Below are 25,187 nucleotides of genomic sequence, written 5' to 3' on the forward strand. Positions count from 1 at the left end.
GAGCACGCGCAAGTCCGCGACAGCGAAAGGTGATCGATGGGCGACACGGGACCCACCGGGCCGGTGATGGACCGGGACGAGGTGGACCGTGCGCTGGCGCGGCTCGGCGCGGAGCACGAGGCGATCGAGACCTCGCTCCTCGCCCTCCAGGACCACGCGGGCCGCAGACTCCTCGAAGGCGCCGAGCTCACCGGGGTGACCAGCGAGCGCTGGGCCGCCGCGGAGGCGTCGATCACGCTGCTGTGGACCTACTTCGACGCCTACACGGGCGCGCTGCGCACGGCCCGGGAGATCCGCTCCCGGCGCCGCTGGTCCAGCCGCGAGGACCTGGTGGAGCTGACGGAGCTGCTGCGCGGCGAGGCCGTCACGGTGGCGGGCAGCGCCGCCGCCACGGCCAACGCGCCCACGCTGCACGGCGGTCCTGGCCGGCTCAGCGAGCGGTACTCGCTGGCGACGCTGGTCGACCGGATGAACCAGCTCTACGCGACCTCCCTCGACATGGTGGTCGCCGCCGACGCGGTGTGGTCGGCGCTGCCCGCCCGGATCGATTTACTCGCCGCCGAGCTCCAGCGCACCCGCCGGCTCGCGCACTCCGTGGGCGTGCGCCCCGGCGAGCACCCGGCAGGCGACGACCTGGAGCGGATCACCCGCACCCTGGCCAAACTGCGCGAGCAGGTCGTGTCCGACCCGCTGGCCTTCTGGCGGCCCGCGGAGGGCAGTTCGGCGCCCGGCGGCGGCCGGCCGGACACGATGGTCTACGACCGGGAGGCACGCGCCCTGGAGGACGTGCGCCGCGAGATCGACGCCGTGCTGGCCGTCCGCCAGGACGCCGAGCAGCGGATCGTGCGGCTGCGGGACGTGCTCTCCCGTGCGGACCGCACGCTCGCCGAGGCCCGCACCGCGCGCGGCGAGGTGCTGGCGAAGATCGCCGCGACGGAGGTGCCGGTCGTCAGCGGACCGCCCATCGTGCTGCAGGAGCAGCTCGCGGCGGCCGCCGAGTACCGCAGGCACGCCCAGTGGCACCGGCTGTCCCCGCTCCTGGAGTCCCTGGAGGAGAAGGCGGAGGACGAGCTGCTGCGCGCCCGCGAGTCGTTGACGGCGGTCACCGCGCCGCTCGCGGTCCGCGCCGAGCTGCGCGGCCGGCTGGACGCGTACAAGGCGAAGGTGGCCCGGCTCGGTTTCGCCGAGGACCCCGAGCTGGTCGAGAAGTACGAGAAGGCGCGCCGCATGCTGTGGAGCGCGCCCTGCGATCTGCGCGTCGCCGAACAGGCCGTGCTGCGCTACCAGTACGCGGCGGTCGAACTGCTCGGCTCCGCCCCGCGCGTGCCCGGCCAGGGCGGGCCGGTGGACCGGACGGGGCCCGGCGCGTGAGTGACAAGGGGGAAGCAGCGACATGAGTGAGGCAGGGCGGACGTGTCAGCGCCCCGGCTGCGGCGGGGCCTACGAGGACATGGGCGGCGGCGAACTGTACTGCGACACGTGCGGTCTCGCGCCGGTCGTCGCCTCCAACGGCATGGTGGGCTCGACGCCCACCGGCATCACCGGTGGCGGCCGGGGCTCGCGCGGGTCGCGGGGTTCGTCCGGCAGCGGGAGTGCACGCTCCGGCGTCAGCGGTTCCCGTACGTCGTCGCAGTCGTCGAAGTCCCGGCGCTCGGTGTCGGGGCGGCTGTCGCGGTCGTTGTCGGGCCGGTCGACGAGCCGGTCGGTGTCGGTGCGCAGCTCGGGCTCCCCCGCCGGTTCCTCCGCGCGCGGACGGCTCGGCGCCGGCCTGGTCGAGGTCCCGGTGATCCCGCGGCCCGACCCGCGCGCGATGGTCCTGGACAACCCCGAGGTGCCGGAGCGCAAGCGGTTCTGCTCGCGCTCGGACTGCGGCGCGCCGGTCGGGCGCTCGCGCGGGGAGCGGCCGGGACGCACGGAGGGCTTCTGCACCAAGTGCGGCCACCCGTACTCGTTCGTGCCCAAGCTGAAGGCCGGGGACGTCGTGCACGGCCAGTACGAGGTGGTGGGCTGCCTCGCGCACGGCGGGCTCGGCTGGGTCTACCTCGCCGTCGACAAGGCGGTCTCCGACCGCTGGGTGGTCCTCAAGGGCCTGCTGGACACCGGCGACCAGGACGCGATGGCGGCGGCGATCTCCGAGCGGCGCTTCCTCGCCGAGATCGAGCACGCCAACATCGTGCGGATCTACAACTTCGTCGAGCACCTCGACCAGCGCACCGGCTCCCTCGACGGCTACATCGTCATGGAGTACGTCGGCGGCAAGTCGCTGAAGGAGATCGCCAACGGACGGCGCTCCCCGGACGGCAGGCGGGACCCGCTGCCGGTGGAGCAGGCCTGCGCGTACGGCATCGAGGCGCTGGAGGCGCTCGGTCATCTGCACAGCCGCAAGCTGCTGTACTGCGACTTCAAGGTCGACAACGCCATACAGGCCGAGGACCAGCTCAAACTGATCGACATGGGCGCGGTGCGCCGGATGGACGACGAGGAGTCGGCCATCTACGGCACGGTGGGCTACCAGGCGCCGGAGGTCGCCGACGTCGGCCCGTCGGTGGCGTCCGACCTGTACACCGTCGGCCGTACCCTCGCCGTGCTGACGTTCGACTTCCAGGGCTACACCACCGTCTTCGCCGACTCCCTGCCGGACCCGGACTCCATCGAGGTCTTCCGGCAGTACGAGTCGTTCTACCGGCTGCTGGTGCGTGCCACCGAACCCGATCCGGCGCGCCGGTTCGCCTCCGCGCAGGAGATGGCGGAGCAGCTGACGGGTGTGCTGCGCGAGGTGGTCTCGGTCCAGACGGGCCGCGCCCGGCCCGCCGTGTCCACGCTGTTCGGACCCGAGGTGAGGGTGACGGACACGGAGTTGTTCCCCCGGCTGGACGGTGAGGTGTCGCGGCTGGGTGCGCGGGTGGCCCGTACGCGGCGGCGGCGCGGCGCCGGGCCCGCGGCGGCCCCCCTGCCGGGCGGCGCGGGCGCGGGGCCCGCGTTGCCGGGCGGGTCGGGAGCAGCCGTGGGAGCGCCCGGCGGGACGGTCGTGGGCGCCGGACCGCACGGCGGGATCGGCGCGGCTGCCGGACCGGGCGGCGGAGGCGGAACGGGCCCGGGTGCCGGAGGCGGAACGGGCGGAACGGGCGGAACGGGCCCGGGTGCCGGACTGGCCGGTGGGCCGGGTGCCGGCGTGGGTGCGGCTGCCGGCACCGGGCCGGGGCCGGGCGCCGGTGTCGGGCCGGGCGGCGGTGTCGGGCCGGGCGGCGGTGTCGGGCCGGGCGGCGGGAGAGGCACGGGTGTGGCAGCGTCCGGCGGGGCGGGCCCGGGCGGCGGGGCCCCCGGTCTGGTCAAGTCGGCCGACGCGCCCATTGCCGCGCTCGCCCTGCCGGTCCCCCGGGTCGACGCCGGCGACCCCAACGCGGGTTTCCTGGCGGGCCTCATGGCGTCCGCGCCGGCCGAGTTGCTGATCGCGCTGGCCGCCGCTCCCGCGCCGTCGACCGAGACCCGGCTGCGGCAGGTCCGGGCCCGGCTGGAGAACGACGACGCGCCCGGCGCGCTGGAGACCCTGGGATCGCTGGAGGACGAACGCCCGGACGACTGGCGGGTGGTCTGGTACCGGGGGCTGGCCGCGCTGGTGACCGGCGACCACGAGGGCGCCGCGCTGGCCTTCGACGCGATCTACGACGCCTTCCCGGGCGAGATCGCGCCCAAGCTGGCGCTCGGCCTGTGCGCGGAGGTACTGGGCCAGCTCGACAACGCCGCCGAGTACTACCGCCTGGTGTGGTCGTCCGACCCGAGCCATGTGAGCGCCGCGTTCGGGCTGGCCCGGGTCCAGCTCGCCGGCGGCGACCGGGCCGGTGCCGTACGGACGCTGGAGTCGGTGCCGGAGTCGTCCATCCACTACACCGGCGCGCGCGTCGCGGCCGTGCGGGCACGGCTGCGGCAACGCACCGCGACCGCGGGCGACGTGGCGTTCCTGGACGATCTGGTCGCCGCGGCGCGGCAGGTCGAGGCGCTGGACGTGTACGGTCTGGATCCGGCGCGCCGCGAGCAGTTGTCGGCCGAGGTCCTCGGCTGCGCGCTGGACTGGGTACTCTCCGGAGGTCGGGGTTCCGTCCCACCCGCCGCCGGGGGACGGACGCTGCTCGGCAGCGGCCTGGACGAACGAGGCCTGCGCTTCGGCCTGGAGCGTTCGTACCGCACGCTGGCCCGGCTGGCGCGGGGCGGCGAGGAAAGGATCGACCTGGTGGAACGTGCCAATCGTTACCGCCCCCGGACGTGGGTGTAGTTGATGTCGCAGATGCCCCAGCAGGCCGCTGTGTCCAAGTGCCCGAGCTGCGAGGAACCCCTCGAGTCGGGCGACCGTTTCTGCGGTGCGTGCGGATACGACCTGTCCGCCGTGCCCGCGCGGCCCGTGGACAGCCCGACGATCGCCGCCAACGGCGCGGCGCCCGCCCCACCGCCGACGCCGGCGCCGGACGGCGTGGACTGGCCCGTGGCACGGGACTCGGACGGCCACGGCCACCCCGCCCCGGTGCACGCGGCGGCCGAACTGCCCGGCACCGACTCGGGCGGCTCCCCGCTGCCGCCGACACCGCCGGAGCCACCCGCGCCCGGCGTGCGGTTCGACCGTCCCGACCGGCAGGAGCCCGACGAATACCCGCTGCAGGCGCCCGACCCGAGGCTGGCCGCGGAGCCGGCCGCGGGCACGCCGGCCGCGTCCGTGCCCGCCGCGGGCGACAAGGTCTGCGTGGCCTGCCGCGCCGGCCGCGTCGACGACGACGGCTACTGCGAGAACTGCGGCCACGCCCAGCCCCGCGAACGCGACCACATGGAGCAGGAGTCCGGCCCCGTCGCCGCGGTCAGCGACCGCGGCCTGCGCCACCACCGCAACGAGGACGCGTTCTCCGTCGGCTGCACCGCGCTGCCCGACGGCGCGCCCGCGACCGTGGCGATCGTCTGCGACGGCGTGTCCTCCGCGACCCGCCCCGACGACGCCTCGCTCGCCGCGTCCCGGGCGGCCGGCGAGTCGCTGCTGGGCGCCCTGCCGCGCGGCACGCACCCGCAGCAGGCCATGCACGACGCCATCCTCGCCGCCTCGCACGCCGTCAACGCGCTGGCCGAGGAGCCCAGGACCGCCCTGGAACAGGCCCCGCACCAGAACGCCCCCGCCTGCACCCTGGTCGGCGCCGTGGTGGCCTCGGGCCTGCTCGTCGTCGGCTGGGTCGGCGACAGCCGCGTCTACTGGGTGCCGGTCGACCGGAGCACCCCGCCCGCCCGGCTCACCGAGGACGACTCGTGGGCCGCGCAGATGGTCGCCGCAGGTCTGATGAGCGAGGCCGAGGCGTACGCCGACGAGCGCGCCCACGCGATCACCGGCTGGCTCGGCGCCGACGCGTACGAACTGGAGCCGCACACCGCGTCGTTCAAGCCGGACCGCCCCGGGGTGGTCGTGGTCTGCACGGACGGCCTGTGGAACTACGCCGAGTCCGCCGAGGAGATGGCCGAGGCCGTACCTCTCGACGCCGCCCAGCGCCCGCTGCACAGCGCCCGCGTTCTGGTCGGCCACGCCCTGGACGGCGGGGGCCACGACAACGTAACAGTGGCGCTGCTGCCGTTCCCCGCCCCGTCACAGGGGGCAGGATCGGCCTGAGGCCGTGTCACGGCGTCACGGCGACGTGGCGACGTGGCGCGTGACGCCGTAACGACGTGGTGACGTGGTGACGTGACGACGTGGCCGAGCACGGCTCAGCAGTACTCGGTACGGCTCGGTACGCACGCGGGGCGGTCTCGCGGGCCGCAGGGGGCGGTCCGCGCCAGTAGCCATCACCCCACCACCGTGGGGACGTAGAGGGGGATGCGACCCGGCATGGCCAATTTCTCGAAGTCGAACGTGCCGCAGTTCTCGGTGGACGTCTACCAGAACGAGTACCTGCCCGAGGGCGGAGTAGAGGTCAACGCCATCGTGACGGTCACCGCGACCGGCGGCGGCACGATGGGGAGCGTGGTCGCCGCGCCCCACCTGTACTCGCCGGGCCAGGGCCCGTCCGCGGCCGTGGCGCTCATGGTCGACTGCTCGGGTTCGATGGACTACCCGCCGACCAAGATGCGCAACGCCCGGGACGCGACGGCCGCCGCGATCGACACCCTGCGCGACGGCGTGCACTTCGCCGTGGTCGGCGGCACGCACGTGGCCAAGGAGGTCTACCCGGGCGGCGGCCGCCTCGCGGTCGCCGACGCCACCACCCGGGAGCAGGCCAAACAGGCCCTGCGCAGGCTGAGCGCGGGCGGCGGCACGGCCATCGGCACCTGGCTCCGGCTGGCCGACCGGCTGCTGGCCACCGCGGACGTCTCCATCCGGCACGGCATCCTGCTCACCGACGGCCGCAACGAACACGAGTCGCCCGAGGACCTCAAGGCGGCGCTCGACACCTGCGCCGGGCGGTTCACCTGTGACGCCCGCGGCGTGGGCACCGACTGGGAAGTGAAAGAAGTCACAGGGATCGCCTCCGCCCTGCTCGGCACCGCCGACATCGTCGCCGACCCGGCGGGTCTCGCCGCCGACTTCACGCAGATGATGGAGACGGCCATGGGCAAGGAGGTGGCGGACGTCGCCCTGCGCCTGTGGACCCCGGTCGGCACCACGGTGAGGTTCGTCAAACAGGTCGCCCCCACGGTCGAGGAACTGACCGACCGTCGCACCGAGGCGGGACCGCGCGCCGGGGACTACCCCACCGGTTCCTGGGGCGACGAGTCCCGCGACTACCACGTCTGCGTGCGGGTACCGGCCGCGAACATCGGCCAGGAGATGCTGGCCGCCCGTGTGTCCCTGGTCATTCCGGAGCCCGACGGCACCGTCCGGAACCTCGGCGCGCAGGGTCTCGTACGGGCCGTGTGGACGGACGACATGACCGCCTCCACGTCGATCAACCCGCAAGTGGCCCACTACACCGGGCAGGCCGAACTGGCGCAAGTCATCCAACAGGGCCTCGATCTGCGCAAAGCGGGAGACATCGACGGAGCAACGGCCAAACTGGGCCGGGCGGTCCAGCTCGCCGGAGCCTCCGGAAACGCGGATACGGCGAAACTGCTTGCGAAGGTGGTGGACGTGGTGGACGCGGCGGCAGGTACTGTGCGACTGAAAGCGAAGGTCGAGGAGGCCGACGAGATGACTCTCGAGACCCGGTCGACAAAGACTGTTCGTGTAAAGAAGTAGAGAAGTCACGCAGGACAACACAGCGACAAGCTCCGCAAGAGGGGGAAGCTCCGACATGCCGACCTGCCCGAACGGACACCAGTCGGGTTCCGACGACTGGTGCGAGGTCTGCGGTCACCGCATGGCCGGTGCCGTGCCGCCCCCTCCCCCGCCGCCCCCCGGCGGTGGCTACGGCTTCCCGCCGCCCGGCGGACCCGCGGGTCCCGGAGGCCCTGGTGGCCCTGGGGGCCCCGGCGGTCCCGGTGGTCCGGGCGGTGGCCCCGCCGCCGAGCCGCAGCTGTGCCCGCAGTGCCGCACGCCGCGTGAGGGCGGTGCGCCGTTCTGCGAGGAGTGCCGCTGGAACTTCCTCACCAACACCGCCACCTCGTACACCCCGGCCGCCCCGCGCCCGCCGGCGCCCGGTCCGGCTCCCCGCTTCCAGCAGCCGCCGACGGGGCCGTCGTACGGCGGCGGTGACTCGTATGACTACCAGGGCTCCCGCCCGTCCCAGATGAACCGGCCCGCCGAGCCGATCCCGCCGGGACCGCCGTTCGGCGGCGACCCGTCGGGCCCCGGCGGTCCGGCCGGCCAGGGCGGTCCCGGTGGCCAGGGTGGTCCGGGTGGCCAGGGCAGGCCCGGTGGCCCGAACGGCGGTCCCGGTGGTCCGAACGGCGGTCCCGGTGGTCCGGGCGGCGGTCCCGGTGGTCCGGGCGGTCCGCATGGTCCCTCCGACCCTTACAACCCTGGTGGTCCCGGCGGCTTCGGCGGCCGTCCTGGTGGCCCCGGTGCCTTTGGTGGCCGACCCGGTGGTCCGGGTGGCCCGAACGGACCCGGCGGACATGGTGGTCCCAGCGGCCCCGGTGGCCCCGGTGGCCCGAACGGTCCTTCCGGTCCGCCCGCCCCGCCCGGCTTCGGTGCCGACCCCTCGCGGCCGGTTCCGCCGCCGCCCGGGCCCGTTCCGCCGCCACCCGGTCCCGGTGGTCCGGGAGGCGCCCCGCAGGCGTACCAGTCCGGTCCGCAGGCCCCGCCCGCCTTCCCGCGGGAGACCAACCGGCCGCAGCAGGGCGGCCCGTCCTTCGGCGGCGGTGACGACGACTGGGTGCTCTCCCCGCCGTCGTCCACCGGGCAGCCGGGACCGGGCGGTCCCGGTGGTCCCGGTGGTCCCGGCGGTCCCGGCGGTCCCGGTCGTCCGAACGGCCCGGGTCCGGCCCAGGGCAGCGGCTACGGCTACCCGCAGCCCGGCGCCACCCAGGCCCCGCCGCCCCCGCCCGGCCCCGGCTTCCCACAGCAGCCCCAGCAACCGCAGCGGCCCCAGCAGCCGGCGACCTGGACGGCGACCATCGGTCCGGACCGCGACTACTTCATGGCGATGATGCAGCGCTCCGGCCCCGAGGCCGCGGGCCTGAACCTGCCCGCGTACTCCCCCGAGCAGCAGCGCACGCTCACCGGCAACCAGATGACCATCGGCCGCCGCCGGCACTCCACCGGCGACACCCCGGACATCGACCTGGCGGTGCCGCCGGAGGACCCGGGCGTCTCGCACCAGCACGCGGTACTGGTGCAGCAGCCGGACGGCAGTTGGGCCGTCGTCGACCAGAACTCGACGAACGGCACGACGGTCAACGGCGGCGAGGAACCGATCCAGCCCTTCGTGCCGGTGCCGCTCCAGGACGGCGACCGGGTGCACGTCGGCGCCTGGACGACGATCACGATCCGTCGGGGATGACCGGGCGGAGCCCGTGGGCCCGTCAGGCCGGTCGGCCTGTCGGGCCCGTCAGGTGAACGGCCAGGCGTACGGGCCCTCCGGGTCGTCCAGCCACGCCCAGGCCCGTTCGCCGCTGACGGTGATGCCGTAGCGCTCGCGGCGCGGGGCGTCCTCCCGGTCCCACAGCGCGTAAGCCTCCTGCGGATCGAGGCTGCCCCGGGTCAGCGTCAGCAGGAAGCGGAACAGGTCGTCGTCCCGGGCCCGGCGCGGCACTCCGCCGAGGTTGGGCGTCTCCGGCTCGTGCCGTTCCGCGCCGCGCAACGGCACGAAGTACGCGGGCGTGTGCAGGAAGTGCCCCTCGGCGTGCTCGGCGTCGCGGACGGTGAGGACGACCAGGCCGGTGGCGAGCGGGGTCAGGATCCGGCCGCCGGGGCGGCACTGGGCGAGCCAGGCGCGCGGGACCGAGGGCAGCTCACAGGTGGCGAGGATCCGGTCGTAGGGGGCGCGTTCGGGTACGCCGCGCGCCCCGTCGCCGGTGACGACGACCGGGTGGTGTCCGGCGGCGGTCAGGTGCCGGCGGGCCGACTCGGTGATCTCCGGGTCCAGGTCGACGGTGGTGACCAGGTCGTCGTCGCCGAGCCGGTGGGCGAGCAGGGCGGCGTTGTAGCCGGTGCCGGCGCCGATCTCCAGGACCCGGTCGCCGTCCGTCACGCCCAGTTCCACCAGCATCATCGCCATCAGCGACGGCTGGCTGCTGGAGGAGAGCAGTTCACCGTCGCGCATCCGGGTCGCCAGCGGGGTGTCGGCGTAGGCGCCGAGCACCCAGCGCTCGCGGGCCGCCGGGTCGGGGTGCTCGCCCCACCGGCGTTCGTAGCCGCCGAGGACGCCGACGTAGTAGTACGGCACGAAGAGGTGGCGCGGGACCGTGGCGAAGGCCTCCCGCCACACCGGGTCGGCCGTCCAGGCGCCGCTCAGCTCGATCTCCCGCACCAGCTCCGCCCGCGCGGAGGCGGCGAGGCCGTCCAGGTCCTGGTGCCCGCCCATGCCTCCACAGTACGGGCCTGACAGGAGCAGGGGTCCTAAGCCTCAAGTCCTATGTCCACGCGTCTGAGACCATGGACGACGTGAATGAGATTCGGCGCGGCACGCTTCAGGAGCAGACCTTCTACGAGCAGGTCGGCGGGGAGGAGACCTTCCGCCGGCTCGTCCACCGTTTCTACGAGGGGATCGCCGAGGACCCGATCCTGCGGCCGATGTACCCGGAGGAGGACCTGGGCCCGGCCGAGGAGCGTTTCGCGCTCTTCCTGATGCAGTACTGGGGCGGTCCGACGACGTACAGCGACAACCGCGGCCACCCGCGGCTGCGGATGCGCCACGCCCCCTTCGCGGTCGACCGGGCGGCGCACGACGCGTGGCTGAAGCACATGCGGGTCGCCCTCGACGAGCTGGGGCTGTCCGAGGAGCACGAGCAGACGCTGTGGAAGTACCTGACGTACGCGGCGGCCTCGATGATCAACACGGCGGACTGACCCGCGGGTCCCACCGCCGGACCGGACCGGCCGACTGACCACCGACGACCACCGAACCCGCCGTAGGGACTGAGGCGCGGATTCCGGTCAGCCGTCCCCGGAATCCGGTCACAATCCGGTCAAGTCCCGTTCCCAAGTGCTTACTTCCGCCGCACCCACTCTGACAGCATCGCCCGCAAGTCTGGACGACAACGCCGGGGGCCGGGACCGGGTGACGGGTGGCGGGGGGCTGGGTGACGGGGTTCGGGGGACTCGCGGGGTTCGTGCTGCTGCGCGCGCGGGCGCACCGCCTGCTGCTCGCCGCCGCCCTGCTCACGGTGCTGCTCACCACGGCGGTGCTGACGACCCTGACCGCGTACTCGGGCGCGATCGGCGACGCGGCGCTGCGCCACGCCCTGCGGGACCCCCGCAACACCGCCGACGCCGCGCTGATCGTCAAGGCGGACGTGCCGAAGGGCGGGCGCGAGGACGCCGACCGCACCGTACGCACCGGTGCCCGGGACGTTTTCGACGGGCTGCCGGTCACCGTGCGGCCCCTGGTGCGGTCCGGCCCGTACGGCCTGCCGGAGACGCTGCGCCCACGCGGCGAGCGGTCCGACGACCCGAACCTGACGTACTTCGCGGCGCTGGACCCGGGCCAGGTCCGCGTCACCGAGGGACGGATGCCCCGGGAGGCCGACGGACAGGCCGACGGACGGATCGAGGCCGCGCTGCCGACGGCCGCCGCCGAACGCCTCCACGTCCGGCCCGGCACCCGCCTCGCCCTCACCGACCGGCTCGGCGGCCCGCCGGTACGCGTCGAGGTCACGGGCCTGTACCGGCCCACCGAGGCCACGGCGCCGTACTGGCGGCTGGACGACCTCGCCGGGCGCGGCGTCAAGCAGGGCGGCTTCACGACGTACGGGCCGCTGCTCGCCGCCCCCGGTGTGCTGACCGGGGGCGAGGTGAGCAGCGGGCCCTCCGGGTGGCTGGCCACGGCCGACTTCTCCTCGGTGACGACCGACCGGACGGACGCGCTGCGCGCGGCGGCCCGTGACGGAACGGCCTGGCTGCGCGGGCGCCCGGTCCTCAGCGGCACCACCGCCGCGGGCACCTCCCTGCCCGAGGTCCTGGACCGGCTCGACCGCTCCCTGCTGGTCTCGCGCTCCACGCTGCTCGTGGTCGCACTCCAGCTGGCCCTGCTCGCGGGCTGCGCGCTGCTGCTGGTGGCCCGGCTGCTGAGCGCCGAGCGCGCGAGCGAGCTGCGGCTGCTGCGGGCACGCGGCGCCTCCCGGGCGCGGATCGCGGGGCTGGCCGCGCTGGAGGCACTGCTGCTGGCCGTGCCGGCACTGGTCTGCGCGCCGCTGCTCGCCGGGCCGCTGACCCGGCTGCTGGCCGGGCAGGGGTCGCTGGCCCGGATCGGGCTGCGTCTCCAGGTGCCGTCGTGGGGCGGCGGCACGGTGTGGCTGGTGGCGGGGGTGGCCGCCCTGGGGTGCGCGCTGGCCGTGACGCTGCCCGCGCTGACCGCGTCCCTGGCCGCCCGGGGGCGCGCCCGGGCGCTGCCCGCCCCGCTGCGCGCGGGAGCGGACGTCGGGCTGCTGGTGGTGGCGGGCGTCGCCTACTGGCAGCTGTCCCGGCAGACCTCGGGCGCGGTGACCGGCGACAGCACGGGCGCGCTCGGCATCGACCCGCTGCTCGTCGCGGCGCCCGCGCTGGCGCTGCTGGCCGGGACGGTACTGACGCTGCGGCTGCTGCCTCCGGTGGCGCGGCTCGCCGAGCGCCGGGCTGCGGGTGGGCGCGGGCTGACCTCGGCGCTGGCGGGCTGGCAGCTCAGCCGCCGTCCGATGCGCGGGGCCGGGCCGGTACTGCTGCTGGTGCTCGCGGTCGCCCTGGGCATGCTGGCGGTCGGCCAGGGCGCGTCCTGGGACCGCTCGCAGGACGACCAGGCGGACTTCCGGGCCGGCGCACCGGTGCGGTTGCTGGCCGCCGGGTCGGTGGAGCCGGGCCGCACCGAGACGTACGCGGCCGTCCCCGGCGTGACGGAAGCGGCCCCCGCGGCCCGTGCGGCGCTGCCCCTGTCCGGCGGCCGGACGGCGACGGTGCTGGCGCTGGACACCGCGCACGCGAAGGACACGCTGCTGCTGCGCCCCGACCTGTCGCCCGAGCCGGCGCGCTCGCTGCTGTCCCCGCTGGACTCCGAGGGAGCGCCGGCCGGCGCGAAGGTACCCGGGGGCACCGCGCGGCTGGGCGTGACGGCGACCCTGCACGGTTCCGGTGCCGACACGGGCACGCCCACGGGCGGGGACGCAGACGCGGGCACCGATGGGCACGCGGCCACGACGGCGGACGTGACGGTCACCGTGCAGGACGGCTACGGCACCCCGTTCCGGCTGCCGGCCGGGGAGCTGGCCGCCGACGGCCGCAGCCGCACCCTCGACCTCGCGGTGTCCGCCGGCCCGCTGACCGTGACCGGCCTGGAGTTGGTCATGGTCCAGCCGATCGGCCGCGCGGAGCAGCACCGCCTCACCCTGGAGCAGCTGACCGCCACGGCGGCCGACGGGACCGTGCGGCGGTTGCCGCTGCCCGCCTCCTGGACGGCCTCGGTGCGCGGCGACGGGCAGGTCTCGTCGCCCAACGCGGACACCAGCCCGACCAAGCCCCGGATGCGGCCGTCCGGGGCGCCGTCGGTCGAGTACGGCACCGGGTACGTCCCGACCGACGAGACCTGGGCGATGCCTGCGGTGACCGTGCGACTGAACGTCGTACAGCCCCCGCCACCGCAGATCACGGCGGTGGCGACCGACCGCTTCCTCGACTCCGTGGGCGCCCGCACCGGACAGCGCGTGGACGTCACGCTGGCCGGCCGGAGCCTCCCGGTACGGATCGTGCGCTCGGTCCGCGCCCTGCCGACCACCGCCGCGACCGAACCGACGGGCACGGCAGGCGCGACGGAAGCGACGGACGCGAGGGCGAAGGACGGCGGAGGCCTGCTGGTCGACCTGCGGTCCGTGAACCGGGTGCTCCAGGCGAAGGACGGCCAGAGCCTCCCGCCCACCGAGTGGTGGCTGCGGACGGAGCCGGGCGACGCGGCAGGGGTCGCCGCGGCGCTGCGTGCCTTCCCCGACCTGGAGCCCGGCCAGGTCGTGGTGCGGGACGAGCTGGCCGGGCAGTTGCGCGACGACCCGTTCGGCGCCGGCCCGGAGACGGCGTTCGCCGCGGCGGCCGGGGTGGCGGCGGCGCTCGCGGCGGTCGGGTTCGCGGTGAGCGCGACGGGGTCGCTGCGGGCGCGGGGCGCCGAGTTCGCGATCCTGCGCGCTCTGGGCGCCCCACGTCGCCGGCTGGCCCGCACGGTCGCCGTCGAGCAGGGCGTCCTGCTGGCCATCGCCCTGCTGGTGGGTACGGCACTGGGCGCCGTCCTGGCCCGTGCGGTGATCCCCCTGATCGTGCTGACCCCCGAGGCCACTCACCCGGTGCCCGACGTGCTCGTCGCCCTGCCCGCCACCCGGGTCGCCGTCCTCCTGGCCGCCACGGCCCTCACGCCGCTGCTGGTCACGGCCGCCCTGGCCCTCCGCCGGGCGGACCCGGCGGCAACCCTGAGGGAACAGGGAGGTGAGGCGCGGTGAACCGCGACCGTCCCGCGGCAGGGACCACCGGGAGTCGCGCGCGGACACTCCCCTCCCTCACCCACCCCGCGACCGCGTCCCCGCCGAAGGTGACACCCGGCATCCGAGGAGACCGGGTGCCGTCGACGGGCCGCTGCCCGCGCCCGTCCACCCCGCCCGTCCCGCCCGTCCCGCCTGTCCTGCCAGTCCCGTCCGTCCCGGCGGCCCCGCTCGTCCGGAGACAGGAAGGTGAGCCACGGTGAATTCCGGAGCCGTGCCGTGGGTGCGCACCCGGTTGCGGGCAGCGCCCGGTGCCGCGGGCGCGCTGGCACTGCTGGTGGCGTTGACCGCGTGCCTGGCCGCCGCGTTCCCGAGGGCACTGGACCGGTACGCGGACGCGGGCCTGGGCGCCGCCCTGGAGCAGGGCCGCCCCGATCGGACCAGCGTGCTGCTGACCGCCCCCCAGCCCGAATTCGGCTGGTCGATGGAGCAGCGGCAGGACGCGCTGCGCCCGGGCCCGCTGGGCGAGCGGTACGCCAAGGCGCTCGCCGCCGTGGACGGGCGGCTGGTCGTCGACCGGGCGCGGTCCACGTACGGGGTGCGCACCACCCGGAGCCTGGAGGTGCCGGAGCCCTGGCTTCCGCGGCCGAGCGGGCTGCCGCCGCAGTTCTTCCTCGCCGCCCAGCACGGCCTCGGCGACCATGCCGGGCTGAGCTCCGGTCGGCTGCCGCGGGCACCGGGCGCCCCGGTGACCGCCGCGACCGACCGGGTGGAGGCGGTGGTCACCACCGAGACGGCCAGGAGTCTGCGCATCAAGGTGGGGTCGGTCCTGCACATACCCGGCGTGGTGCGCGCCCCGCTCACCGTCCACGTCACCGGCGTCCTCGCCCCCCGCGACCGCGACGGCGCCTACTGGGCCACCCAGCCCGCGCTGCGCACCCCTGCGCTGAAGACCGTGCCGGGGTCGCCCGACCCGAACAACGACAAGTACTGGGTCGGCACCCTGCTGCTCGCCCCCGACGCGGCGCCCGCGCTGCTGGGCACCGCCGGGAACCCCCTCCGCTACTGGCAGCTGGCCCCCGACACGGCCGCACTGCACGCCCGCGACCTGGGCCGCCTGAGCTCGGCCGTCGCCGCCCTGGAGACCGGGCCGGGGCTGCGGGAGGTGCGCTCGGCGGTCGACCCGGCCACCGACGTCAGCACCGACCTCGACGAGGTGTTCGCTTCCTTCGAAGGACTGCGGTCGAGCATCGGCCCGCTGATCGCGGTCGCCTTCGTCGGCGCCGCCACGGTCGCCGGCGTCGTCCTGCTGATGGCGGGCGGCCTCGCCGCCGACCGCCGCCGCGCCGAACTGGCCCTGCTGCGCGCCCGCGGCGCCTCCCTGCCAGGGCTGGCGGGCAGGCTGCTGGCGGAGACGGCGGTGGTGGCGCTGCCCGCGGGCGCCCTCGGCCTCGCCGCCGCACTGCTCGCGCTCCCCGGGGGCCGCCCCGCCCCCGCCGTCGGCGCCGCCGTCGCGGTCACCGTCGTGGCCTGCGCCGGACTGCCCCTGCGGGCCGCCGTCGAACACCGCACCGTGCGTGTCCACGGCGGCCGGCAGGACGTGGCCTCGGTACGTCCGTCCCGGCGCCGTACGGTCGCCGAGCTCACGGCCGTGGCCCTGGCGCTCGGCGCCGTCGAGACCCTGCGCCGACGGGGCGCGACGGGCTCCGCCGGGGACCTGGTGTCGCTGGCACCGGTGCTGGTCGGCGTGATCGCCGCGCTGGTGCTGGTCCGCCTCTATCCGCTGCCCCTGCGTCGGCTGACCCGCCCGGCGGGGCGGCTGCGCGGCGCGGTGGGGCATCTGGCCCTGGCCCGGGCAGGCCGTACGTCCGCCTCCGCCGTGCTTCCCCTCCTCGCCCTGCTGACCGCGCTCACCACCGCGGCCTTCGGCGGCTCGGTCCTGGCCGGCGTGGCGGACGCCCGGGACCGCGCGGCGCTGCTCACCATCGGCGCCGACGCCCGGATCGAGGCGACCGGGCCGCTGCCGTCCGGCCTGCCGGGCCGCGTGCGCGGCACGTCCGGCGTGCGCGAGGTCACCGAGGTCGGCCTCGCCTACCAGGCCAAGACCGAGGACGGCCGCGAGACCCTGCCCCTGGCCGGCGTGGACCCCGCCACCTACGCGGCCCTGGCGGCGCGGACGGGGATGGGGGCCTTCCCGGCGGACGACCTGAAACGGCGCGGCGGCCCCGCGGAGCCGCTCCGGGCGCTGGTCTCTCCCGCGGTCGCCGAACGGTTCGGCACCGAGCCCTTCCCGATGCGCCTGGAGGACGGCACCTCCGTCACCCTCCGGGCCGCCCTCGTCCGCGACCTCACCCCGGCCGTCACGGGCGACGCCTTCCTGGTCGTGGACCGGGCCGGACTGTCCGCCGAGGCGGCCCGCCCGACCGTGCTGCTGCTGACCGGCGACCACCTGGACACGGGCGCGCTGCGCCGGGCGACCGGCGACGCCGCTTCCCTGCACCTGCGGTCCGAGGACCGGGCCCGGTACGTCGACTCACCCCTGCAGTCCGGCGCCGAACGCGTCTACACGGCGGCCGTGGCGGCGGGTGCCGGCTACGCCGTCCTCGCCCTGCTGCTGTCCCTGCTGCGCGCCGCACCGGAACGCGCCGCCCTCCTCGCCCGCCTCCGCACCATGGGCCTCACCCGGTCCCAGGGCCGCCGCCTGCTCGTCCTGGAGTCCCTGCCCCTGGCCGTGCCGGCCGCGGCGGGCGGTGCCCTGACGGGTTGGGCGACCGTCCGTCTCCTCTCGCCCGGCATCGACCTGACGACGATCGCCCTGGCGACGACCTCGTCCCCGGTGGGCCGCGCCCAGCTGCGCACGGACCCGTGGTCGTTGGCGGTGCCGGCGGTCGCGGTGCTGGTGGTGGCCGTGGGTGTCGCGGGGGTGCAGGCGTGGTGGTCGGGCAGGCGTGCGTCGGTCACCGAGCTGAGGGCGGGAGACACGCGGTGAGCGCGCCGGACACGCGACGCGTCGGACACGCGAGGCGGGCGCCTGCCCCATGAGCCGCCCACCGCACCCCATGAGCTCACACCCGCGCAGGAGGCACGATGACGACGAACCCCACTCTCGCCGACCTGGCCGACCGCGCGGCCGCGTCCCGCGACCGGCCCGCCTACGGCCACGACGCCCTGATCACCTGCGACCGACTCGTCCGCGTCTTCAGCGCGGACGGCGTGGAGGTGCAGGCCCTTCAGGGCCTCGACCTGCTGGTCCGCGAGGGTGAGCTGATGGCCCTGGTGGGCGCCTCCGGCAGCGGCAAGTCCACGCTGATGAACATCCTCGCCGGCCTGGACACCCCGACCGCCGGGGCGGCGCGCGTGGCCGGCCGCGACCTGCTCACGATGACCGCGAAGGACCGTCTCGCCTACCGGCGCGAGGTGGTCGGCTTCGTCTGGCAGCAGACGTCCCGCAACCTCCTGCCGTACCTGACGGCGGCGCAGAACGTCACCCTGCCCGTGCACCTGGCGGGCACCCGCGGCCGCACCGGCCGGCGGGCGCGCGCCGAACGCGCCCTGGAGCTCCTGGAACTCCTGGACGTCGCCGACTGCCGCGACCGCCGCCCGCACCAGATGTCCGGCGGGCAGCAGCAGCGGGTCGCCATCGCGGTGGCTCTGGCGGGCGGTCCCGCGGTCCTGCTGGCCGACGAACCCACGGGCGAGCTGGACTCCCACACCGCGGAACAGATCTTCGCCGCCTTCCGCACCGCGAACGAGCGGCTGGGCACCACCATCGTCGTCGTCACCCACGACCAGGCGGTGGCCGGCGAGGTCCGCCGCACGGTCGCCATCCGCGACGGCCGCACCTCCACGGAGGTCCTGCGCCGCAGCGAGGTGGACGCCGCGACCGGCCACGAGACGGTGGTGGCCCGCGAGTACGCCATGCTCGACCGCGCCGGGCGGCTCCAGCTCCCCACCGAGTACACCCGGGCCCTCGGCATGCGCGACCGCGTCGCCCTGGAACTGGAGCCGGATCACATCGGCGTATGGCCGGACAACAGCGACCGAAACTGAACGGCCCGATCCGCGCCGGGGTCTTGGGCTCCGGCTCTCGGGCCACGACCTCTCGGACCCAGGGCGCCGGGATCGCCGGGGCAAGGGGGCCGCGGGGCACAAGACTTCCGGGCAACGGGCCACGGGCGACAGGCGAAGGGTCACGGCCACGGCCACGGCCACAAGGCTCCCGGGCCAGGGCACAAGGCTCGCTCCGGGGCCACAGCCCACGGCCCACAGCCCACGGCCCAGGGAGTTTCAGCGGACGCTGATGCCCAGTGCTCCGCTCCCCGCCCGGCGCAGGGCGACGGACCCGAAGGGGGTGCGCAGCCGCAGCCACGCGCCCGAGGAGAACAGCCGCGGCGCATCCTCACCGGATGCCCCGGAGGCCCCGGACACCTCCGGAGCCCCGGAAGCCTCGGCCTGACCCGCCTCGTACGCCCCTGTGGGCCGCAGGAAGCCCAGGGACTGGGCCGCGTGCACGGCCCGCACCGGCAGCCCGGTGTCCCCGACCGTCCGGGACCATATCTCCCGCCCGATCCGGTCCAGCTCGGCCCGGGTACGCCGCTCGGGCGCCAGCTCCCCCGTGCGGGAGCGGAACTCGGCCACCGCGGCGGCGACCAGCGTGCGCAGCTCGTCCGGGGCGGGCAGCCCTGGCTCGGTCCGCCAGCCGCCGCGGGGAGGCAGCATCCCGGCCCAGGGGGGCCCGGTCACCGCGCCCGGGACGCCGGCGGTGGCCGCCGTCTCGTCCACGGTCTCCAGGAGTTCACCGGCGGACACGGTGACGTCCAGCGTGACGTCGAGCCCGTTCTCGTACGGCTTGGCCAGCCGCACCGCCCGCACGGCCAGTACCTCGAAGGAGGGCGGCCGGCCGAAGACGGCGAGGGCCGTGCCGGCCGCCTGCAGGCGCACCGCGGCCGAACGGTCGTAGTGGAGCAGCCGGGAGAGGAAGGCCGCGAGGTCCGCGGCCTCCCCCTCGTCGGCGAGGTGGAGCACCGTCATGCGGCGACGGCCTCCTCCTCTTTCTCCGTGTACTCGCGGAGGAACTCGCGTTCCTCCGCGGTGATACGGCGGGGCGCCTGCGACTCGAAGTCGAACGGCACGATCACCGTCGAGGCGCGGACGTAGATCTGGTCGCCGTCCTTGACCTCGTAGGCGAGCGTGAAGGACGCCGCCCTGATCTCCGTGACCCACAGCTCGATGTCCACGGGGGCGTGCCGGTGCACGAGCTGCCGCTTGTAGTCGATCTCGTGGCGTGCCACCACCGACCCCTGCTTGAACTCCTTGTCCGGGCGGAACAGGAAGTCGATACGGGCCTCCTCCAGGTAGCGGAGGAAGACCACGTTGTTGACGTGGCCGTACGCGTCCATGTCCGCCCAGCGCAGTGGGCAGCGGTAGATGTGCCGCAAGATCAGCCCCGGGTCAGCTTCTTGTAGGTGGCGCGGTGCGGACGCGCGGCGTCCGCACCGAGCCGCTCGACCTTGTTCTTCTCGTACGACTCGAAGTTGCCCTCGAACCAGAACCACTTGGAGTCACCCTCGTAGGCGAGGATGTGGGTCGCGACGCGGTCGAGGAACCACCGGTCGTGGGAGACGACCACGGCGCAGCCGGGGAACTCCAGCAGCGCGTTCTCCAGGCTCGACAGGGTCTCGACGTCGAGGTCGTTGGTCGGCTCGTCGAGGAGCAGCAGGTTGCCGCCCTGCTTGAGGGTGAGGGCGAGGTTGAGCCGGTTGCGCTCACCACCGGACAGGACGCCGGCCGGCTTCTGCTGGTCCGGACCCTTGAACCCGAAGGCGGAGACATAGGCCCGCGAGGGCATCTCGACCTGTCCGACGTTGATGTAGTCGAGCTCGTCGCTGACGACGGCCCACAGCGTCTTCTTCGGGTCGATGTTCTCGCGGCTCTGGTCGACGTAGGAGATCTTGACGGTGTCGCCGACCTTGATGCTCCCGGAGTCCGGCTCCTCGAACCCCTGGATCATCTTGAAGAGGGTGGTCTTGCCGGCGCCGTTCGGGCCGATCACGCCGACGATGCCGTTGCGCGGAAGCGTGAACGACAGATCGTCGATCAGGACCTTCTCCCCGAAGGCCTTGGTGAGGTTGTTCACCTCGACGACGACGTTGCCCAGTCGCGGGCCCGGCGGGATCTGGATCTCCTCGAAGTCCAGCTTCCGCATCTTGTCGGCCTCGGCGGCCATCTCCTCGTACCGGGCCAGACGCGCCTTGGACTTGGCCTGCCGCCCCTTGGCGTTGGAGCGGACCCACTCGAGCTCGTCCTTGAGGCGCTTCTGCCGCTTGGCGTCCTTCTGACCCTCGACCTTGAGACGGGTGGCCTTGGTCTCCAGGTACTTGGAGTAGTTGCCCTCGTAGCCGTGGAGGCGGCCGCGGTCCACCTCGCAGATCCACCCGGCGACGTTGTCCAGGAAGTACCGGTCGTGGGTGACGGCCACGACGGTGCCCTCGTACTTGGCGAGGTGCTGTTCCAGCCAGTTCACCGACTCGGCGTCGAGGTGGTTGGTGGGCTCGTCGAGCAGCAGCAGGTCGGGCGCCTCGAGCAGCAGCTTGCAGAGGGCGACGCGGCGCTTCTCACCACCGGAGAGGTTGTCCACGGGCCAGTCGCCGGGCGGGCAGCCCAGGGCGTCCATGGCCTGCTCCAGCTGGGCGTCGAGGTCCCAGGCGTTCGCGTGGTCGAGCTCCTCCTGGAGCTTGCCCATCTCCTCCAGCAGCGCGTCCGAGTAGTCGGTCGCCATCTGCTCGGCGATCTCGTTGAACCGGTCGAGCTTGCCCTTGACCTCGGCGACACCCTCCTGGACGTTCTCCAGGACGGTCTTCTCCTCGTTCAGCGGGGGCTCCTGCAGCAGGATGCCGACCGTGTAGCCCGGCGACAGGAACGCGTCGCCGTTCGACGGCTGCTCCAGCCCCGCCATGATCTTCAGTACGGTCGACTTACCGGCGCCGTTCGGGCCGACCACGCCGATCTTCGCGCCGGGAAGGAAGTTCAGCGTGACGTCGTCAAGGATCACCTTGTCGCCGTGCGCCTTGCGCGCCTTGCGCATGGTGTAGATGTACTCAGCCAAGAGAAACCGTCCGGCAGCTTGAAATCAGGCAGTGGGCAGATACACCCCATCTTGCCGCACCGCCACCCCTGTGAGGAAACGCGTTCCGCCCGACGCCCCTGACCTGGCCTTTCCCGGGTGCCGCCCGAACCTCACGTGTCGCTCTCGGTCACCGCCGGTCGGCCTCGGCCACCCTGGCACGGCCCAGGGACGGCTCAGCCCGGGGGTGCCGCTCCTCCACCGCGCCGGCTCAGCGTCTGGCCGTGACCAGCTCAGCGGAGCGTCCTCTCCTCTTCCCCGACGTCGACGGCCCGCTGATCCGACCTACGCCCTCCCCTGGTGCCGTCGTCGACACCGCCACCAGAGGTGCCGATCAGCGCACCGCCATGGGGATCGGCAGGTTTTCCGACCGTCGTCCTCTCGCTTGACCGGCACGTGACCGCCCGACTTCAGGGGCCGGCCGCACTGGGGACAGGCCTGGGCGCCGCGGCGCTGATGTGTCCCTCCTGCTCTCCCGGCCCACGTGGTTGGCTGGCCTCGGGGCACCACCGGGTGCCTGTACATGACACCGTCCGGAGGCGCAGTGAACCACCCGCGTAGCTCTCCCAAGGCCCTCGCCGCCCTCGTACTGGTAGGGGCCGCCGTGCTCGGCGCCGCGCCCGGGGAGCCGGCCGCCGGGGGGCCGGTTCCGTCCGTCCGGGTCGCGGCGGAGGCGTCCGTGCCTTCGGTGGCATACCTCTGGGCCGGTTCGCACACCTTCGACTTCAGCCTCGACGGTGGGGCGACCACTCAGACCGGTTACTACCAGAACCTGGAGCCTCCGCTCTCCTCTGCGAAGCCCAGCGACCTGGCCAGCGGTGCGGACGTGCGCAGCACCGTGACGAGCGAGGGTGATGTCACCACCGTCTCCCAGGCCCACCGGTCCAGCGGGGACGCGACCCGGTTCACCCTGCCCAGGGGGCAGGCTTTCCGGGCCGCCACCGGGTGGAGTGTCCTGGCGGGCGGGAATGTGGGCGGCGGCCCGCTGCGCGTGTGGCGCGCCACCGCCCTGCTGCCGGTCGCGAACAGCATCGGGGGAATGCCGGTGACCGGGATACCTTCCGGCGCCACGGTGTACCGGGTCCAGCCGGGCGGCTCCGTGCGGTACGTCGCCGTCGCCTACCGGTACCAGGGCGTTTCCACGGTCGGGCTCGTCGACCTCACCACGGACGCCTTCACCCCGTACGCCACCGGCCTGCCGACCAGCGCCCAGATCCGTTACAACGACCGGTGGTTCGCCACCGACGAGGGACCGGAGCACACGCTGCGCGTGGTGCGCGTCGGTTCCGTGCCCGGCACCGAGCCCACCGCACTCGGTGACGCCGGTCCCTACCAGCTGCGCGCCGTCGTCGGGGACCACCTCGTACTGGGCGGCGCCGAGCCGGACTCCGGCGCGCCCGCGCGGGTGAGCACGGTGTCCGCCCTCGACGGATCCCGGCGCACCGTGCTCGATCCCGCGCAGAGCGAGGTGGCCGTCGCCCAGGACGGCGGCGCCCTCGCCACGGCCCGGGACGAGACCGGGCTGTGGCAGGTGTACCACCTCGTCCCAGGAGGCGACTCGGGGCTCCATGCGTGGCCCTCCTGGATCGTCGGCGAGACGGACGTGACGGGGGAGAAGCCGGTGCGCTGACCTCCGCGCGGTCCGCGCCGACGTGGAACGCGCTGACGTGGAACGCGCTGACGTGGGAGGCACGGACTGTCCGACGTGTTCGCCCGTCACGCGTGCGCGGAGGGTGTGCCTTGCAGGTGGCTCGGCGAGTTGCCCCACAGGTGGTCGGCGCCCGACAGGCGGTCCGGTGGCGTTCAGTCCTGGCCCGGATCGCCCTTCCTGCGGAGGAGGAGCAGGACCGCGCCGCCGATCACGACCAGGCCGATGGCCGCGCCGCCGATCAGGGGTGTCGTCCCGGAGCTGCCGGTTTCGGCGAGGTTGGGGCTCGCGGAGGGGGTGACGACGGTGGTGGGGGCCGGTTCGGCGAGGGTGCGGGTGGTGTCGCCCGCCGCGGCGCTCCGGGTCCGGCAGTCGAGGACGCCGGTGAAGCGCTGCTCGAAGCCGGCCGGGCTGCGGACGGTGAAGTCGTAGGCCTGGTCCTCCGGCAACGGGACCGTCACGGTCCGGGTCTCGCCGGGCGCGATGGTGTACTCGCTGTCCAGCAGCTCGAAGGCGAACGCCTCGTCGCCCTTGTTGACCGCGGTGACGTCCAGGGCGCCCTCGGCGCAGTTCTTCTCGGCGGACAGGGCGGGTATGGCACCCTGCTCGGCCCAGGTGGCCCTCGCCGTCGCCGCGACCGTCGACTCGCTGGAGCCGGCCAGGATCTGGGTCTGGCTGCGGCTCTCGGAGGCGAAGGCGCGGCCGACCGGCACGGTGGTCGAGGCCTGGACGGTCAGCTCGGCGGTGTCGGCCGCGGCGTCCTGCGGCACGTCGAAGAAGATCTGGGTGCCGGAGGCGACGGAGGTGACGGGGTCACCCTTCTTGTCGACGATCCGCACGCCGTTGGTGGTGGCGTCCACCGGCGGTGTCACCGTCGCGGCGCCGGCGTTGGTGCGCACCGTCACCGGGCCGAGCCGCTCACCGGGGCGGCCCGAGACCGCGGGCGGGTCCAGGGTGAGGGACGCCGCGGGCTCGGCGAGGTCGCGGGCTTTCTTCTCCAGATAGTCGGCGAGCCGCTCGGCCTGGGGGTCGACGGCCTCGACATCCGTGTCGTCCGAGTAGCGCCAGATGGCCACCTGCGTGCCGGCCGCCGCGTCCTGCTCGGTCAGCCCGCCGCGGAAGCCCGCCTTCTCGGCGAGCGCGGCGAGATTGTTGACCTGGGGGTAGGAGTTCTGCAGGATCCAACGGATGCGTCCCGCGTCCTTGTCGGCGCCCAGCGAGGTGCCGCTCCAGGGCGTCTCGTGGTACCTGGCGTCCTTCTGGGTCGGGTTCTGGACGTCGACACCGTACGTCTGCAGCATCCCGCCGCCCTCGACGGACATCTCGAACAGGCCGGCGGACACCTCCTGGTCGCCACCGTCCCCGTGGATGACCGCGGCGCCGTACGTCTTGAGGCCGCCGATGGTGGCCGTCGCCCCGCCCTGACCCTGCACCGCCCCCTGCGCGGCGGCCGGGGCGGCACCGGTCACCACTCCGGCGACGGCGAGCGCGGACACCAGCGCCGCGGCGGCGAGGCGCGCCGCCCCTCGGCCGGACGGAGACGGCGCAGTGAGCGAAGAAAACACAAATTCCCCTTCGAGCAGGACCCGTTGGCGTGGGGGGCACGGTCCCACCTGCAGAATCAGCAGCCCCTCAAGGCTCGTTCGGCATCCTAAGGACGTGACGACACCGTGCTGCCGGTGATGTTCGTCCGCACGGTGATCCGAATCGGAATCGTTATCGCCGACAGCCTCGTGAGCAGGGCTTATCGACAAATCAACCCAGGACCGTCCGGGGCGCATGCGCCGATAAGCCGCACCTCGGTCACCAGCGGTGTCACGCCACCACGGCGGGCTCCGGCCGCTGTTCCGTTGCCGCATCGGCCGGTTCACCGGCCGGCGTCTCCCAGTTGGGCTCCGGCCGCGGCGGGGAGGCCGTCGGCTCCGCCTTGCCGGTGCGCCGGAACGCCGCGGTGCCGCGCGCGAGGTCGTGGCCGATCGCCACCGCGTCGATGTCCGCCGACGTCCAGCTCTGCCCCTCGCGCACATCCGTCCGCACCTTCAGACGGCCCTGCACGACCACCGGGTCGCCCACCGCCAACGACGCCGACGCGTTGGTGGCGAGCTGCCGGTTGGCCCACACCGTGAAGAAATTGGTGTGGCCGTCCGTCCAGGTGTTCTTCTCCCGGTCCCAGTAGCGCGCGGTGACCGCCAGCCGGAACCGCGCCGACGGCCCGTTCGCCAGGTCCCGGAAGACCGGCTGCGTCGCCACGTTGCCCACGGCGCAGATCATCGTCTCGTTCATCGCGAGTCCTTCCTCGCGTACGGGCCCGTCCCGTACGGCTGCGTCTGCCGCGGCGGTCGTCCTGTTCCGTACGCCGCCGCCGGCGCGACGACCGCGTCCGTCGCGATCGCCGCGAGGCCAGACTGCCCCCGTCCGGGCGAG

The 25,187-nt window shown here is 74.5% G+C and carries 16 protein-coding genes; 10 read left to right on the plus strand and 6 right to left on the minus strand.

The features are described 5' to 3' along the window. Positions 1-36: 36 nt before the first annotated feature. The 5 genes from RM812_RS21625 (at position 37) to RM812_RS21645 (ending at position 8,903) form a co-directional block, all read left to right on the plus strand. Positions 37-1,371, plus strand: a complete 1,335-nt coding sequence (locus RM812_RS21625; RefSeq protein ID WP_311574869.1) for a hypothetical protein — start codon at positions 37-39, stop codon at positions 1,369-1,371. A 22-nt stretch (positions 1,372-1,393) separates the two neighbouring features. Beyond that, on the plus strand, positions 1,394-4,270 hold the full coding sequence (locus RM812_RS21630) for a serine/threonine-protein kinase (RefSeq protein ID WP_311574870.1): 2,877 nt from the start codon (positions 1,394-1,396) through the stop codon (positions 4,268-4,270). After that, entirely contained in the window at positions 4,271-5,635 is a 1,365-nt protein-coding gene (locus RM812_RS21635) for a PP2C family serine/threonine-protein phosphatase (protein WP_311574871.1), read from the plus strand. It abuts the gene before it with no gap. Between the two features lie 216 nt (positions 5,636-5,851). After that, positions 5,852-7,198: a vWA domain-containing protein gene (locus RM812_RS21640; protein ID WP_311574872.1), complete on the plus strand. Its 1,347-nt coding sequence runs from the start codon at positions 5,852-5,854 to the stop codon at positions 7,196-7,198. Positions 7,199-7,253: 55 nt separating this feature from the next. After that, a complete protein-coding gene (locus tag RM812_RS21645; RefSeq protein WP_311574873.1) occupies positions 7,254-8,903 on the plus strand; it encodes an FHA domain-containing protein in 1,650 nt (549 codons plus the stop codon). Between the two features lie 48 nt (positions 8,904-8,951). On the opposite strand, the gene RM812_RS21650 is transcribed toward RM812_RS21645, so the two are convergent. Next, on the minus strand, positions 8,952-9,926 hold the full coding sequence (locus tag RM812_RS21650; protein ID WP_311574874.1) for a methyltransferase domain-containing protein: 975 nt from the start codon (positions 9,924-9,926) through the stop codon (positions 8,952-8,954). 71 nt (positions 9,927-9,997) lie between these two features. On the opposite strand from RM812_RS21650, the gene RM812_RS21655 reads away from it, so the two are divergent. The 4 genes from RM812_RS21655 to RM812_RS21670 all read left to right on the plus strand — a co-directional run bounded on the left by RM812_RS21655 (position 9,998) and on the right by RM812_RS21670 (position 18,042). Then, entirely contained in the window at positions 9,998-10,411 is a 414-nt protein-coding gene (locus RM812_RS21655) for a globin (RefSeq protein ID WP_311574875.1), read from the plus strand. Positions 10,412-10,644: 233 nt separating this feature from the next. After that, positions 10,645-14,013: an FtsX-like permease family protein gene (locus tag RM812_RS21660; RefSeq protein WP_311574876.1), complete on the plus strand. Its 3,369-nt coding sequence runs from the start codon at positions 10,645-10,647 to the stop codon at positions 14,011-14,013. A gap of 238 nt (positions 14,014-14,251) precedes the next feature. After that, on the plus strand, positions 14,252-16,981 hold the full coding sequence (locus RM812_RS21665) for an FtsX-like permease family protein (protein ID WP_311574877.1): 2,730 nt from the start codon (positions 14,252-14,254) through the stop codon (positions 16,979-16,981). 98 nt (positions 16,982-17,079) lie between these two features. Continuing rightward, entirely contained in the window at positions 17,080-18,042 is a 963-nt protein-coding gene (locus tag RM812_RS21670) for an ABC transporter ATP-binding protein (protein WP_311574878.1), read from the plus strand. A gap of 237 nt (positions 18,043-18,279) precedes the next feature. On the opposite strand, the gene RM812_RS21675 is transcribed toward RM812_RS21670, so the two are convergent. The 3 genes from RM812_RS21675 to ettA are packed head-to-tail and all read right to left on the minus strand — an operon-like array spanning position 18,280 to position 21,097. Continuing rightward, positions 18,280-19,023 (minus strand): hypothetical protein, encoded by a 744-nt coding sequence (locus tag RM812_RS21675; protein ID WP_311574879.1) that lies wholly within the window; start codon positions 19,021-19,023, stop codon positions 18,280-18,282. Beyond that, the gene (locus RM812_RS21680; RefSeq protein ID WP_311574880.1) at positions 19,020-19,430 is read right to left on the minus strand and encodes an acyl-CoA thioesterase; all 411 of its coding nucleotides are present in this window, start codon (positions 19,428-19,430) and stop codon (positions 19,020-19,022) included. Before RM812_RS21680 ends, RM812_RS21675 begins: the two co-directional genes overlap by 4 nt. Before the next feature lie 2 nt (positions 19,431-19,432). Further along, complete coding sequence (gene ettA / locus RM812_RS21685) at positions 19,433-21,097, minus strand: energy-dependent translational throttle protein EttA (RefSeq protein ID WP_311574881.1); 1,665 nt, start codon at positions 21,095-21,097, stop codon at positions 19,433-19,435. 562 nt (positions 21,098-21,659) lie between these two features. Between ettA and RM812_RS21690 the strand changes: the two genes are divergently transcribed. Further along, complete coding sequence (locus tag RM812_RS21690; protein ID WP_311574882.1) at positions 21,660-22,745, plus strand: hypothetical protein; 1,086 nt, start codon at positions 21,660-21,662, stop codon at positions 22,743-22,745. Between the two features lie 173 nt (positions 22,746-22,918). Here RM812_RS21690 and RM812_RS21695 read toward each other — a convergent pair whose 3' ends face one another. Together RM812_RS21695 and RM812_RS21700 are read right to left on the minus strand one after the other, a co-directional pair. Beyond that, positions 22,919-24,328 carry a TQXA domain-containing protein gene (locus RM812_RS21695; protein ID WP_311574883.1) on the minus strand — a complete coding sequence of 470 codons (1,410 nt, stop codon included), beginning with the start codon at positions 24,326-24,328 and terminating at the stop codon, positions 22,919-22,921. A 250-nt stretch (positions 24,329-24,578) separates the two neighbouring features. Continuing rightward, complete coding sequence (locus tag RM812_RS21700) at positions 24,579-25,046, minus strand: single-stranded DNA-binding protein (protein ID WP_311574884.1); 468 nt, start codon at positions 25,044-25,046, stop codon at positions 24,579-24,581. Positions 25,047-25,187 lie beyond the last annotated feature (141 nt).

Origin of the sequence: Streptomyces lancefieldiae, assembly GCF_031845825.1 — a bacterium.
GTDB classification, from domain to species: Bacteria; Actinomycetota; Actinomycetes; order Streptomycetales; family Streptomycetaceae; genus Streptomyces; species Streptomyces lancefieldiae.

What these genes read in the sequence shown, in the direction of transcription:
- RM812_RS21625 (WP_311574869.1), top strand. Translation starts at nt 37, where the DNA reads ATGGGCGACACGGGACCCACCGGGCCGGTGATGGACCGGGACGAGGTG.
- RM812_RS21630 (WP_311574870.1), top strand. Translation starts at nt 1,394, where the DNA reads ATGAGTGAGGCAGGGCGGACGTGTCAGCGCCCCGGCTGCGGCGGGGCC.
- RM812_RS21640 (WP_311574872.1), top strand. Translation starts at nt 5,852, where the DNA reads ATGGCCAATTTCTCGAAGTCGAACGTGCCGCAGTTCTCGGTGGACGTC.
- RM812_RS21645 (WP_311574873.1), top strand. Translation starts at nt 7,254, where the DNA reads ATGCCGACCTGCCCGAACGGACACCAGTCGGGTTCCGACGACTGGTGC.
- RM812_RS21650 (WP_311574874.1), bottom strand. Translation starts at nt 9,926, where the DNA reads ATGGGCGGGCACCAGGACCTGGACGGCCTCGCCGCCTCCGCGCGGGCG.
- RM812_RS21655 (WP_311574875.1), top strand. Translation starts at nt 9,998, where the DNA reads ATGGACGACGTGAATGAGATTCGGCGCGGCACGCTTCAGGAGCAGACC.
- RM812_RS21670 (WP_311574878.1), top strand. Translation starts at nt 17,080, where the DNA reads ATGACGACGAACCCCACTCTCGCCGACCTGGCCGACCGCGCGGCCGCG.
- RM812_RS21675 (WP_311574879.1), bottom strand. Translation starts at nt 19,023, where the DNA reads ATGACGGTGCTCCACCTCGCCGACGAGGGGGAGGCCGCGGACCTCGCG.
- RM812_RS21700 (WP_311574884.1), bottom strand. Translation starts at nt 25,046, where the DNA reads ATGAACGAGACGATGATCTGCGCCGTGGGCAACGTGGCGACGCAGCCG.